Annotated in this window: 9 protein-coding genes and 3 tRNA genes; 3 read left to right on the top strand and 9 right to left on the bottom strand. The window is 40.0% G+C overall.

Going from position 1 to position 13,830, the window contains the following annotated elements; translation table 11 throughout:
* Window positions 1–21: 21 nt before the first annotated feature.
* Together OGI71_RS20285 and OGI71_RS20280 are read right to left on the bottom strand one after the other, a co-directional pair.
* On the bottom strand, window positions 22–486 hold the full coding sequence (locus OGI71_RS20285) for a response regulator (RefSeq protein WP_282251498.1): 465 nt from the start codon (window positions 484–486) through the stop codon (window positions 22–24).
* Window positions 487–590: 104 nt separating this feature from the next.
* Window positions 591–1,154 carry a hypothetical protein gene (locus tag OGI71_RS20280; protein ID WP_282251497.1) on the bottom strand — a complete coding sequence of 188 codons (564 nt, stop codon included), beginning with the start codon at window positions 1,152–1,154 and terminating at the stop codon, window positions 591–593.
* A 218-nt stretch (window positions 1,155–1,372) separates the two neighbouring features.
* On the opposite strand from OGI71_RS20280, the gene OGI71_RS20275 reads away from it, so the two are divergent.
* The gene (locus OGI71_RS20275) at window positions 1,373–2,617 is read left to right on the top strand and encodes a hypothetical protein (protein ID WP_282251496.1); all 1,245 of its coding nucleotides are present in this window, start codon (window positions 1,373–1,375) and stop codon (window positions 2,615–2,617) included.
* Window positions 2,618–2,740: 123 nt separating this feature from the next.
* On the opposite strand, the gene OGI71_RS20270 is transcribed toward OGI71_RS20275, so the two are convergent.
* The 4 genes from OGI71_RS20270 to OGI71_RS20255 form a co-directional block, all read right to left on the bottom strand.
* On the bottom strand, window positions 2,741–4,303 hold the full coding sequence (locus OGI71_RS20270; protein ID WP_282251495.1) for a serine hydrolase: 1,563 nt from the start codon (window positions 4,301–4,303) through the stop codon (window positions 2,741–2,743).
* Between the two features lie 446 nt (window positions 4,304–4,749).
* Window positions 4,750–4,822: transfer RNA gene (locus tag OGI71_RS20265), tRNA-Lys, on the bottom strand.
* A gap of 421 nt (window positions 4,823–5,243) precedes the next feature.
* A complete protein-coding gene (locus OGI71_RS20260) occupies window positions 5,244–6,104 on the bottom strand; it encodes a hypothetical protein (RefSeq protein ID WP_282251494.1) in 861 nt (286 codons plus the stop codon).
* A 275-nt stretch (window positions 6,105–6,379) separates the two neighbouring features.
* Window positions 6,380–9,583, bottom strand: coding sequence for a S41 family peptidase (locus tag OGI71_RS20255; protein WP_282251492.1), 3,204 nt, complete (start codon window positions 9,581–9,583; stop codon window positions 6,380–6,382).
* 498 nt (window positions 9,584–10,081) lie between these two features.
* Between OGI71_RS20255 and OGI71_RS20250 the strand changes: the two genes are divergently transcribed.
* Window positions 10,082–11,272, top strand: a complete 1,191-nt coding sequence (locus tag OGI71_RS20250) for an MFS transporter (RefSeq protein ID WP_282251490.1) — start codon at window positions 10,082–10,084, stop codon at window positions 11,270–11,272.
* 86 nt (window positions 11,273–11,358) lie between these two features.
* Here OGI71_RS20250 and OGI71_RS20245 read toward each other — a convergent pair whose 3' ends face one another.
* The 3 genes from OGI71_RS20245 to OGI71_RS20235 all read right to left on the bottom strand — a co-directional run bounded on the left by OGI71_RS20245 (window position 11,359) and on the right by OGI71_RS20235 (window position 12,895).
* Window positions 11,359–12,093: a phosphatase PAP2 family protein gene (locus OGI71_RS20245; RefSeq protein WP_282251480.1), complete on the bottom strand. Its 735-nt coding sequence runs from the start codon at window positions 12,091–12,093 to the stop codon at window positions 11,359–11,361.
* Window positions 12,094–12,500: 407 nt separating this feature from the next.
* A tRNA-Arg gene (locus tag OGI71_RS20240) sits at window positions 12,501–12,572 on the bottom strand.
* Between the two features lie 242 nt (window positions 12,573–12,814).
* Window positions 12,815–12,895 (bottom strand) — tRNA-Tyr (locus tag OGI71_RS20235).
* A 287-nt stretch (window positions 12,896–13,182) separates the two neighbouring features.
* Here OGI71_RS20235 and OGI71_RS20230 point away from each other — a divergent pair.
* Window positions 13,183–13,815: a peroxiredoxin gene (locus OGI71_RS20230; RefSeq protein ID WP_120261326.1), complete on the top strand. Its 633-nt coding sequence runs from the start codon at window positions 13,183–13,185 to the stop codon at window positions 13,813–13,815.
* Window positions 13,816–13,830 lie beyond the last annotated feature (15 nt).

Below are 13,830 nucleotides of genomic sequence, written 5' to 3'. Positions count from 1 at the left end.
GCTATCCTAAAAACTGATTTTTTAGGATAGCAGCTTCTGACGTAGCATAAATTCCAATTGATCATTAGAGGTTTCTAGCAGCGCATTTGTTTCAATTATTTTTTGCCGCTCAGTATACACTTCATAAGCGCGTTGAATTGTTTGATCGAGCTCTTTCTCACTCCAGGGTTTATTGAGGTAATGAAATATCTTCCCTTTATTGACAGCATCGACCACTGCAGCCATATCGGCATACCCTGTTAAAAGGATGCGCATTGGAGCCGCATCAATTTTTATGATTTCTTCCAAAAACTCCACACCCGTCATTTCTGGCATCCGCTGGTCCGTGATAATGATATCAATGGGGTTGTTTTTGACAAGTTCTATTGCTTCGGCGCCATTTATAGCCGTAAACACCTTATATTTTAACCGGAATGTCGCTTTAAAGGAAAATAGATTATTTTCCTCGTCGTCAACATACAATATCGAAATCTTCTTATTTTCCATAAGCTTGTTGCCTCCAGGACAAATTTACGGAATAAATCTTCTGAATTAAGTAACAAGAAGGTAGTTTTTATGAGATTAGCCCTTGTGTCAACAGCTTCATACTTTTAATTTTTAGCAGTAATAGTTAGATTTTTAAAGTCACCATCCGATGTATGTCCCGTCCAAAATCCCACTTTTCCATCGGATTTTCCATGTAAAGATTGAACTTCAAGTACTGGGGTAGTATCCGAATTAAAATAAATTTTGATCGTTTGTCCGACTACAAGGAGCTTTACATGAAACCAATCGTTAGGATCCATCACAGATGTTATGGGCGCTTCGTATTTGTCTGGAAATTGCTCTCTCAGATGGGGCCAGTCATTGGTCGGTAGCGCGATATATTGTACCGCATGCTTCTTTCTTATCGGATCCGTTGCATAAAAATTAAATGGCCGGAAATATACGGCTTCATAAGTTGTATCATTAACTCCGTGAAATGCTATCCCCACAAAGCTCTGTTGCAACAGGTCTTTTCCTCTGACATCGAATTCGATATAACCATTTTTAAAAGAACTATCTTTTATCCATGCGATACCAGCATTGGGCCGACCATTAATATGTAAGACAGGTGTTCCTGTACTGTCCTTTTCTATGGTCACCGTCCTGTTGACCGGATATAAATTATCCAAAGATAAATTTGTTTTGACGGGCTCCTGTCCTGATGCTATAGACAGCAAAGAAAAGAGTAAACACAAGCAGCATGTAATTTTAAATTTAATCATATTGTTAAAAGATTTGATGTTTATATTAGGCATTGCAAAATATACTTTGATAAAGATAGTTCGCAATGGATATATCCTGAATTCATGGCTTGTTCAAATCTGTGCAAGTTTAATCTTGATTAAATATGACTGAAAATCAACACCATATAAACAAATGCAAGGAACTCATCGAAGAAAAAGTCGGGTGGGGAAGTAGCGCAGGTTGGCAATCGCAGGATTTTGATAACCTGAGTGAATTGATTTATAAGGAAACCAATGTTGTCCTCAGCACAAGCACCCTCAAAAGAATCTGGGGAAAGGTACAATACAATAGCAATCCCAATTTAAGCACATTAGATGCTTTAGCCAAATTTTCGGGATTCTCGAATTGGCGCTCACTGATATCTTCCATCCCAATCACTGATCAAAACAATAAAGAAGAGCGCAAGAGAAGACCTCGTGCTAAAATAGTATATGGCTGTCTTATCCTGCTAATATTAACAGGATTTCTGATAGGGGTCAATAGATTTCGAGGAAAATCAAGGAATGAATTATCCTATCGTAAAATCAGCTTTAGTAGTAAACCTGTAACAACAGGGGTACCCAATACAGTCATATTCGAGTACGATGCAAGCCATTCCAATGCAGACAGTGTCTTTATTCAACAAAACTGGGATTCAAAAAGAAGGGTAAAAGTTGATAAAAACCGTCACGAACATGCCAGTACCTATTACCGTCCGGGATATTACCGGGCAAAATTGGTCCTCAATGACTCGATTGTTAAAGAGCATGATATTTTTATAGAATCCGAAGATTGGATGGGATTCATAACGAAGGAACCTGTCCCAATATATCTGCCCAAGGAAATGATTGATCATGGAGACTGGCAGGGTCTGAAGCAACAGGATTTACCACAAAATACCAATAACTACAATTCCGAAATACCAGAATTTGTATTAACACAGGTTTCCAGGGGATGGAATATCGACAGTAAAAATTTCACTTTATCCCTGGCCATTCAGAATACATATCGACAACTTAATGTGCCTTGTCAACAAAGCGGAATAACACTCTTAGGAACAGATGGAATAATTATGATTCCACTCTCCAAACCAGGCTGTGTCGGAGAACTCCAATTGTGGATTGGGGAGCAATTATTGGAAGGAGCTACCAACAATCTATCTGCTTTTGGAGTCGACTTCTCTTCACCTGTATCAGTCAAATGCATATCCAATGCGGGGAAGATTAAGATAGAGCTGAATGACAAACTCGCCTATCAGGGATTGTTTCTTACTGGAATCGGAAAGATTGTTGGTGTCCGAGTTTCCTTTCAGGGGTCTGGACTTATCAAATCATTTGATATCCATGATACAGCCGTATTACGCCATTAGAACTTAACCAAACACTGAATAGTAATTATAATTAAAATCCGTCCGCCTTCGTTGCATCTAAATGTAAAATTTGGACAGTTTTAATTCTATTTCTTAGGTAAACAAATTGTCCTATTCTGTTATTTAAGGTTTACGACGAAGATCCAAGTCCTGAAAATCAAAGCTAAAATCAATATTGGGGGAAATTCCCTTCATTTTGATGCTTTCGGCCTTTCCTTCTTTATTTAAAGTGAAGGTCGCAAGTGCATCACAGTTCATGTCCTGATAATCCCATCGGATAGCGAAAATATCCTTCTCGTACAAATGCATTGCACCATTTAATTTGGGTGATCGAACACTGCGGATCCGAAGTTCCTTATCTTTTAGATAGACTTGTACTTCACCAAACCAGCGATCAGAATAGGAACCAATATATTTCTGAATATCAACCTTCTGTTTTTTTAGCGAATCTACCTTCGCCCATACTTTTGTTGTTGCCTCATCATCCTTACCTTTGTTTTGCGCAAGGAAATTGACACCCATGTCGACCCATTTCAGTTCACTTAAGCCCAAATACTTATCCAAAATAGCGTTTGTTACAGCATGATTGAGTGCCCCTCCTGAATGATCTGAATTATTTAGTATAGTAATACCCAAGTTCAGATCTGGCACCAATATCACTTCAGAATGCATTCCTGGTACATATCCAGAATGTGAAACAACCATACAACCATTTTTATCCGTAAGAAACCAACCGAGCCCATAACCTAAGAAATGTGATTTATAGCGTTTTGATTCCTCTGCACTCAATGGTGTATGGATTGTCCACATCCGTTTGCTATTGGCTGCAGAGAATAAGGCTGAATCTAGATTACGTCCGTATTTTCCTCGATTCAATTGAACAGACATCCACTTGGTCATGTCGGCAACATTTGAGTAGATTCCCCCTGCTGCTGCGGATTCACTGTTTTCGAAAAAATTTATCCTTTTCACTTTATTGGCTATCAAGCTATGCGGGCCAGCAGTATTCTCATCTTTCAGCATAGCCTTTTTATCCACTTTTGAACGATTCATCCCCAAAGGCATTAGAATACGTTTTTCGACAAACGTTCCGAAAGGTTGTCCGCTCACGCGATGGATTACCTCTCCAGCGACAATATAAAGTAAATTATCGTAGTCAAATTGAGTCCGAAATGCGGAAACGGGTTTAAAATATTGGAAAACTTTTACGACATCCTTTGCATCGAAATCTCCCCCATCCGGAAAGAACATGAGATCGCCAACACCAAGTCCAAGTCCACTGCGATGAGTCAACAGATCAGCAATATTCATGTTTTCGGTGACATAATCGTTGTACATCTTAAACTCAGGTATATGATCCTTTACTTTATCCTCCCAGGTAACTTTTCCCTCTTCAACCAAAATTGCCAATGCGGCCACGGTAAAAGCTTTGGACGTACTGGCTATCTGAAAGTTAGTATACTCATTAACAGGGGATGGTGCATCTATATCGCGGGTTCCATATCCTTTTTGAATGACTACTTTTCCATCTTTGACAATTGCGATGGCTGCACCCGCTACCTCTAACTCGGCCAATGCGGACTTCATAAGCGAGTCTACTTGAAGTGTTGTTACCTGAGCAATGACTTGCATTGATATTCCAAGGTTGATCAATGCCGTAAATAGAAATCGTTTAAAAATCTTCATGTCTTATTTAATATGGATACATCCAGCTTACAATATCATGGTCAGTAATCCTTTTTTCAGGAGAAATTGCAATACGCTAATTTACATTAATTACGGGTTTATTTATTAATGCTGGCGAATACTTTTTTTTCAATTATATAGAATAAAGTCAACGTTTAAAAAAGCTCATTAAGATTAGATAGGAGGGGAGACACGAAAACAATTGACGGTATATAAAACAGAAAATGCAGTTCCATCACGAATTAAAATTTGATTTTTCACGATTGTGCGAGACACTTTGCGAGACAAAACAGCCCTAAAATGACCATTTTTTAGTATCTTTGAACAAAGAAGTAATTAATAGATTTTATAACTTCTCGGTATGACAAAAATGAAAAAACCGCTTTAAAGGTGCTCTAAACACACAAAAAAACCGTCCTACTTACGTAAAACGGCTTTTCTGAAAGTGACCCCGCTGAGGCTCGAACTCAGGACCCACAGATTAAGAGTCTGTTGCTCTACCAACTGAGCTACGAAGTCATTCGATAAATCAAATGTAAGATTCACTGAAGAGAAAGTCAAGTATAAAAGTAGATTTTTTATTCTTTATCTTTCATTTTTGACGTCATTGCTTCGATCGCTTTTGATGTACGTTCGTACACCGGTTTTACAAATTCATATCACATGCGATAACTCTCGAAAATCTCCTAAGCGAAGTCCTGATTCGGCATATACAGAATCGATATATCCAGATAAGCTCCAAGAAAAGCCTACTGATCATCATCAACAGAAACGACATTAACGGATTTAAAATTTTCGCGAACAAACCGTGGTAGGGATCGACATATGGGTGTATTAGCGCCACTCCATGCTTACAGAGCCTCTAAAAAAGATATCCACTTTCACATAATTCCTCGTGAAATGGCGCTCAAGCAATTTGATGATGGTAATACAGCATACACTAATATTTATTCATCGTAGGTATATCCTCTTGCTTCATAGGAGCAACGATCTTTCCCATGATCATCGGTCTAACCTCCATCACAATCGGCTTGTTTATCGCTGTTTTAGCTCCTTTTTTCAATGGGATGACAACAGTTCGATAACCAATCATCTCTGCCCGAAGTTCCTGATCCTTATTCAGGAGCGACTGCTGTACCCAAAGTTCAAAATTACCTTTTTCATCAGCCTGTGTATGGTAGTTTCCTATGGTCACATTGGTACCCTTCATACTTTCCCCAGCAGAAGCGCAGACAATTTTTCCGGCGATCTTTACCTTACTGCTATCTTGACCAGATGATACCTGTTTATTATTAACACGATGGTTTGAATCTATTTTTTTCCCAACAGATTTACCTGCACTCTTTCCTTTCAATTGTACCACCATCACTTCTCCAGTCGTCTTGTTATTGACACGATAGTTTGGATTTATTTGTTTCCCGGCGGGCTTTACACCTTTTTCGTTTGATTGTACAGTAATCCCTTGAGCGGTCGTGGCAGTCTGCGCCTGTGCCATAGGAAAGCTCAATGAACCGATCAGCATCAGACCCGCAGCAATACCGCTCCATCTATTGCGCCATATCGGATTTTTTGCAAAGGAAACACTGGCATCCAGTTCACGCAGCAGCTGATCTTCATAAAACCGGCCACAAAGCCCTTTACTGGATTTTTTGATCTGATCTACAATTTCCTGATCGCTCATCTCCGAGAAATCAACGACTACCTTTTCACATTTGCCACAAAAACGTCCCTGCTCCTGTGGTGTCATTTTACCCCAATCTGCTTTGCAAGATTCTTTTACTTGTAATATGATCTTCTCCATGTCTATGTCTTTATGTTTGGTAAGGGATGCACAAAAATTCAAGATTCCACAAGAGTAGAATAAAATAATTTTAAATATCTATAAAGAGCTAGTAGGGGAATACAAGTAAAAATAAAAAACAGGCTGTGTCCGACCCTTTTTCGGACACAGCCTGTTCACAATATTTAATATCGCTTTCAACTCTGGAAGCTATTTTTCGAAATCGCCTTTCGAAGTAATCCTGCTACAGGCCGGAGGTAGCCCCCAGCCTGTAGTCATTTAATCTTGTTACAGCATTATTTGAGATCAGCTAAAATCTCCTTCACAGCACGCTCCAACTGTGGATCTTTATTTTCCATACGGTCTTGCACCGTATTTTTTACAAAAATATCCGGTGCGACACCTGTCTGCTCTAAATCCTGACCATCTAGGGTATAGCATCCCCAGGAAGGTAAGCGGTAAAAAGACCCATCGACCAATCCTTTGCCAGAGGTAAAAATAATCCAGCGATAAGTTTCATTACCGATGATTTTACCTAGTTTCAATGCTTTGAACCCCGCTGCGGTCATCTCCGCATCACTCAGCGATTGCTCATTGATTAACAGAACGATCGGTTTGGCTGCAGGCGCAAAATTACTCTGCGGAGCACGCTTTCCCCCACGATATTGCCATTGTAGGTAAGGGCGCTGCGACAAAAAGCGTAATACCTCATCGTGTACATTTCCTCCAGTATTATACCGCAGATCTAAGATTATACCTTGCTTATTATTCTCCTGCTCAGCCATATCGATGAGAAAACGTTGCAGTTCGCCTCCCGACATATTCTTCATGTGCGAATAAGCGATCTTATTGTCACTCAGTTTGTCTACACGGCTGCGGTTATCCTTGATCCATTCATCGTAAATCAATTCCCTAAAAGCTGTACTGGAAGCTGGTCGTACATTCGTTTGAACCTCTTTCCCATTACGGTTCAAAGTCAGCTGAATTTCCTCTTCCAATGATGGCCAGGTAAAATAGCTATCCCGATCTGCGGCAGTATTTAATTTAACACCATTGACAGCGACCAGTACGTCCCCTTGTTTAATATCCACCTCTTTCTTGGTCGCAGGTCCATTGCCTACGATCCGACTGATCTTATAAGGATTTTGGCTATCATATTCCACGCCGATTTCGTTAGTCACAAAACCGAATGGTTTGCGCTCTTCAGTCCCCATTGAACTAAAGCCCAAGTGTGATGAGTTCAGCTCACCCAGCATGTCGTTTAAGAGAATACGCAGGTCATTCCGGTCGTTGATGCCGGGCAGATATTTTTCGTATTTCTTTTTGGTTGCTGTCCAGTCTACACCATGAAAATTGTGATCATAAAAATTCTCTTCCAGATTGGCCCAGGTCTCATAAAACATCTGGTTAAACTCTTTCTCCAGGTCTTTATTAAATTTATAGCTCATGGTTATTGCATCGAGCTTGTTTCCCTCCAGGCTGTATTTCTGTATGATACCACGGTTAAGCACAAAATACTTGCCTGCCGATTCCTGTACCTGTCCCATACCGCCTTCAATTACTTTTTCAGTTTTTGGAGCAGTGAATGGTTCATAAACTGTACGATAAGCACTGAACTTCCCCTCATGATCAGACCCATAGAAGACATAGGTCTTGTCTGCCTTTTGGATCACCAAAGGGCTATATTGTGTCCCAAATGCAGGACTGACCTGCTCAATACGATCCCGCAAACCCTCGAGATCAAGCTGTACCAAAACGGTTTTCTTTGGTTCTGGACTAGGAGCTGCCGGTTTATTCTTATCCGCATTGGCCTTACTCTTATCCTTGGCATCGTTTTCTTTTTTAGGCGCTGCTGGCTTATTTGCGACGGAATCTTTTTTTACTGTGGGTTTGGCAAATAATTCATCAAACTTCGTACTGCGATAGGGTTGGTCAAAATTGGTCAGCGCCATACGGAAAATGCTCGAATTTTGCATTCCGGTAGGGTATGAGGGCTTTGTTCTATTACTTGCAAAATAAATATACTTGCCATCTGGCGACCAATAGGGGCTGGTCTCGGAGACACCGGTATTGGTTAGGTTGGTCGTTTGTCCACTCTTGAGGTTATGGACAAAGATATCCTGCTCAAAATTACGCATTGCGGTAAATAGCAAATAATTGCCGTCGGGCGAAAATGAAGGCGTAGAATTTTGGAATCCCCAGATTTCGTCTTTGACTACGGTCTGGCTCTTGAGACTACCTAGATCCAACGTACGTACCTCATCACGGCCGCTTAGGTATACCGCTTTTGTACGGTCGGCATTAAAGGTAATGTCACGGTTGTTTCGAAGATCTTGCGTCAGCTGTTTCACTTCACCTTTTCCATCCGCAGTGCGGGAAAACCAATTTTGATAGCCTTGGAATGTTTGGCTATAGAGTAAGGTTTTGCTATCCTTAAGCCATTTGACCTCCATGACGCGCTCTCCCTGTCCGGACATCTGACGGACAAACTTGCCCTCGCTATCGGAAACAAAAAGCTCTCCTCGGGATACAAAAGCTATTTTTTTGCCATCTGGTGAGACATCAAAATTACTGATGCTGCCCGAAATATTGAATTCCTTTAGCTTGCCGAGGACCTGATTGCGGTTTAAAGCAATATTGGGCTGTACCGTTTTCTTTCCATTGACATCGTAAATATAGAGCTGATACCCCTTTTCAAATACGATCTTATCGCCGTTTGCTGACACGAAGGGTCTTTTAATGGATTCCGGGAAACTTGTCAGCGCTGTTTTGGTCTTACCGTTGAGCTGATACAGGTTGTATTCGCCGTTGTTTTCATCCGAGACGTAATATATCGTTCCTTTTTGGTCTATCGTTGGCCATAGATCTTTTCCAACATAGTCTGTATACTGTTGAAAGGCTTTTGTTTTGGGATTATAGGAACGGATATCTGGATTGAATGCTCCTTTATAGCGCTTGCGGTTTGCCGAACTATATCCTTCCCAGCTATCGTTGAACAGCAGCTCTCCCGACGGTGTAGGGACGATCCCGCTGATATAATTAAAAAAATGTGGAAATAGGCGTATTGCCGTACCACCATCTACTGAGACCTGGTAACCTCCCATACGATTATAACGTGTCGAAGTAAAATAGAGTGTTTTACTGTCCCAGCTCCAGCTATCCACTTCATCCGAGGCGTCATGCGCGGTCAATTGACGGATGTCTCCACCCGCTAAGGGCATGACATAGACGTCCATATTCCCATTTTGATTGGCCGAGAATGCTAACCATTTGCCATCTGGGGATATTCGGGGATTGATCTCATTACCTTCCATACCAGTAAGCCGGACAGCAACCCCACCTTGACTTGCGACTTTCCAAAGATCACCTTCATAACTGAATACCATCTCCTTCCCATCGGGTGTCAACGCGGGATGAGACAAGAATGTCGGTTGCTGCGCAACAACATAAGCAGTTCCACCATAGGCCAGAACTGCACTCAAAAGCAGTTTTTTTATCATTATATCTAGGAGGCTAATAATTGTTTGCCTTTAACAAAAATAGAATAGGTTATTGAAAAACTATTGAAGTATTGTGAATTTTACATTTTTATTGAATTTAGCCCGATATTAATAGGTCATGTTTGAACATCTTCGTATATTTAATGTAAAGTAGGGGTGCCTTCAATATTTGGCATCTGATCTTAGTATCAATAAGCTTGGTTGAGTCAGACATGCGAAACACATAGAAATCTGATAATAAACTATTTAAAGCAAATAACTCCGTCCTAGCGAATAGGCGAAGATAATTATCGCAACCTTCCTGCGCAGAAAACAAAACTAAAGAAGATAATTAGCATTGTTTTTTGAAGATAATTATCGCGACTCTAATTACCGATTACATTCTTGCTCAGCTTGGCGAGCATTTTTTCTGTTGAAACTGAGCTATTAAATTTCTTTATTGATCCTGTCGTAAAATGAAATACTTATCCGTAACTTTGCACCCTCAAATCAAGAACTATGAACGCAACGTTAACTCTCTCAGAGGAAGATCTTTACAATAAGCGCAACCGCATACGGATTGCAGTATCACTTTTCTTTTTCTGTCAGGGTATTGCTTTCGCATCTTGGGCTAGCCGCATTCCTGTCATCAAGGAGCGCCTCCATTTGAGCGAAGGACAACTGGGAACAATTCTATTGATGCTTCCTGTAGGTCAATTGGTGACAATGGCTCTTTCAGGCAAGTTGGTTACCAAATATGGTAGCGCTAAAGTATTGCGTATCGTACCGATTGCTTACGCATTGGTCTTGTGCTCCATCGCCTTTGCTCAAAATGCCTGGCAACTGGGGGCTATTCTCTTCCTGTTTGGTGTCACAGGTAATATGTGCAACATCTCAGTCAATACACAGGGGGTAGCCACGGAGCAGATCTATAAAAAGTCTATTATGACATCCTTCCATGGCGCCTGGAGTATTGCTGGTTTTACGGGAGCGCTAGTTGGACTGCTGACCATGAATCTTGGCCTGGATACGCTATCCCATTTCTTGATCATATTGGCTTTCGTCACTGGCAATACATTGATTAATCAGCGGTACCTGGTTCCGGGAAAATCGCCGCAGAAAGAAAAGCGGAGTTTCTTCTCCAAACCGGAGGGAAGTCTTTTGCAACTGGGTATCATTGGCTTTTTCAGTATGGCAACCGAGGGAGCCATGTTTGACTGGAGTGGGGTTTACTTTAAGGAAATTGTACATGCTCCCGAAAAATTCGTTGTCGTGGGCTACGCTTCTTTTATGATCATGATGGCTATCGGCCGTTTCGTGGGTGATGCCGTGATTCGCAAGCTGGGCCGCAAAAGAACATTACAATATAGTGGAATCTTGATGTTTATAGGCATGATGGCCTCTGTCGTTTTTCCTCAATTTATTGTATGTACCCTTGCTTTTATGCTTGTGGGCATCGGTGTTGCCTGTAATGTACCCTCTATCTATAGTATCGCAGGCCAAAACAAAAATGTACCATCGGGTGTGGCCTTAGCTATGGTATCGAGCATTAGCTATCTTGGCTTTTTAATGGGACCTCCGTTGATCGGTTATATCGCAGAAGCTTTTAGTCTTCGCTATTCCTACGGTGTTTTCGCCTGCTTCGGCTTACTTATGTTTTGTATGGTTGGAAGATTATCCCTATTTAAGGAACCGCAGTCCAATTCCTAACAGTATTGGCTTTAGATAGTATATTCATAGTGTGTCTAGCTGTCTTTGACCGCCGCTATTTATATTGGTATTTTACCATAATACCCTTACGGTCTTCGTTCCTGTTTTGACCTATTCCTATTAACCATAGCCGGAAGGACAGCTCCTATTAGTTTGGTTTGAGGGAATTTAAAGTTGGATACCGGACGTTTATTAAATGAAATCATCGGCATAAGAATAAAATAAATACAAGTAGTTCCCACACCCAATAGTGATCCAAACGCAACATCTTCAAGGAAATGTTGGCCCAAATAAATTCTGGAATAGCCTGTTAACGCTGCTAGAATAAAACAAAACAGACCTATTCTTTTGTCCTTGGAAATGATGGCAACAGTAGCTGCCATAGCAAATGCAGAAGTTGTATGCCCCGAAGGGAAGGAATTTGCATAGGCTACAGGTAACCAAGAGACAACATGTAATGTCGGATCACCTTTAAACATCGCTGCCGGACGCTCCGCATGAAATAGACTTTTCAAAACACAACACACCAAGCCCGAAAAAACATAAGTTCCAAAAATTCCCTTGGCGAAATTCCATTTTTTCAGAAAGCAAAACACAACAGCGAGGGTTATCATACAGATCCCATCCCCAACGAAAGTGTTCAATGTCATGAAAATATCCGCCCATAGGGCATGATGACTATTAATAAACTGAAATGATTCTCTTTTCGTAACAAAAAGCAGGATAGAGGCAATCAGTATAAACCATATACTGAAGGTGATGAAAAAGGCACAATTGGTATTATATATCCTTTTAAATTGATTCTGAATCACTTTTATCATTTCACAGGTTTTATCAGACAAATTTAGCTGCCGAATATTAGTAAGTCATTAATTTGTAATAAAATTTAAATTAACACAATTTTTACCAACCATGAAAATATTATGACAAAAGTCCTGAAATGTTACAGAATTAATGACATAATGAGTTTATTGATGATCAACACTAAAAGATATACATCCTTTTTAATGTACAGCAATTAGATATTACATTACTTGGATAGCACTGTGATCTCAACAAATCCAAATTGTATATTTTTATTTTAAAAATATACAATCTATACATCCGACAGGAGACTTATACAAAATAGCAAAGATGATTATGTCTTAAAATAGAACAGGAGAAATACCTTTTATAGTATTTCTCCTGCAATTGAAAAACGACATTAATAATATCACTTCTCCTTATGTAGCCCCGAGCAGAATCGAACTGCTATCAAATGTTTAGGAAACATCTATTCTATCCGTTGAACTACGGGGCCTTTTCAAAAGCCAAACTTAGGTTTATTTTATAAATAAGTCAATAGCTACATGAAAATCCGTTGTATCTTTTTTGTAGACCTCCATCATTAAGAAAAAATAGCTCGATGATGATGCTCAACAATGCCTCAACTACCTCTGCATAACAGTACACACCGGACAATGGAGACGGATTGCAATCAGTGCAATGTGCTCATCTATTTGACAGGAAAATTTAAAGTGAATTTTATAAAGGAAAAAAATGTGGAGGGAGAAGGATTCGAACCTTCGAAGCCGAAGCAACGGATTTACAGTCCGTCCCATTTGACCGCTCTGGAACCCCTCCAGCATTGCGCTATTTTGAAATAGAACGTCGCAAAAGTAGGTTTTGCGTAGCACTTGTGCAACTATTTTGATGCATTAATTTGTAACTACCCCAGTATGAATTGTTTTATTTCTCAGGGATGACCTAGCTCCTGTATAAACACATCATCCACCACATATTAATATAATAAAAACTTATTGTTATATTCTAGTCATAATAGATTTTGATGATAGTGTATTGGTAAAATCAATTCGCTTTTTGATCAGAGTTGCCTTATCTTTGTGACAACAAAAAAAGAAAGATATATTATGAGTTTCACAGGTAAAAGTTTTCCAAGCATTACGGTAGATGCAATCGATTATTTAGGCGACAATTTGCAGATCAACATTTTCGAAAAAGCAGTTAAAGAAGGTAAAAAAGTAATTTTATTTTGGTATCCAAAAGATTTCACTTTTGTATGTCCTACAGAATTACATGCTTTCCAAGAAGCTGCTGCTGAATTTGAAAAACGCAACACAATCTTAATCGGTGCTTCTTGCGACACAAACGAAGTTCACTTTGCTTGGTTAAACACTGCAAAAGATAATGGCGGTATCGAAGGTGTTGAATATCCTATTTTAGCTGATACTAACCGCAACTTATCTAGCGTATTGGGTATCTTGGACGTTCAAGAAGTTGAGCATCCTGAATACGGTACATTAGCACAAGGATCTGCTGTTACTTACAGAGCTACTTATTTGATCGACGAGACTGGCCGTGTATTCCACGAGTCTGTAAACGATATGCCTTTGGGCCGTAACGTAAAAGAATATTTACGCTTGATCGACGCTTACGCTCACGTACAAAAATTTGGCGAAGTATGTCCTGCAAACTGGGAAGAAGGTAAAGATGCAATGAATGCAGACAGAAAAGGTGTAGCTGACTATTTAGCTAAACACTAACAATAAAAGACCCTA

The organism is Sphingobacterium sp. ML3W (genome assembly GCF_029542085.1).
GTDB lineage: Bacteria > Bacteroidota > Bacteroidia > Sphingobacteriales > Sphingobacteriaceae > Sphingobacterium.
The sequence above is the reverse complement of the archived record's forward strand: the minus strand, read 5'-3'. Positions and strand labels throughout refer to the sequence as shown.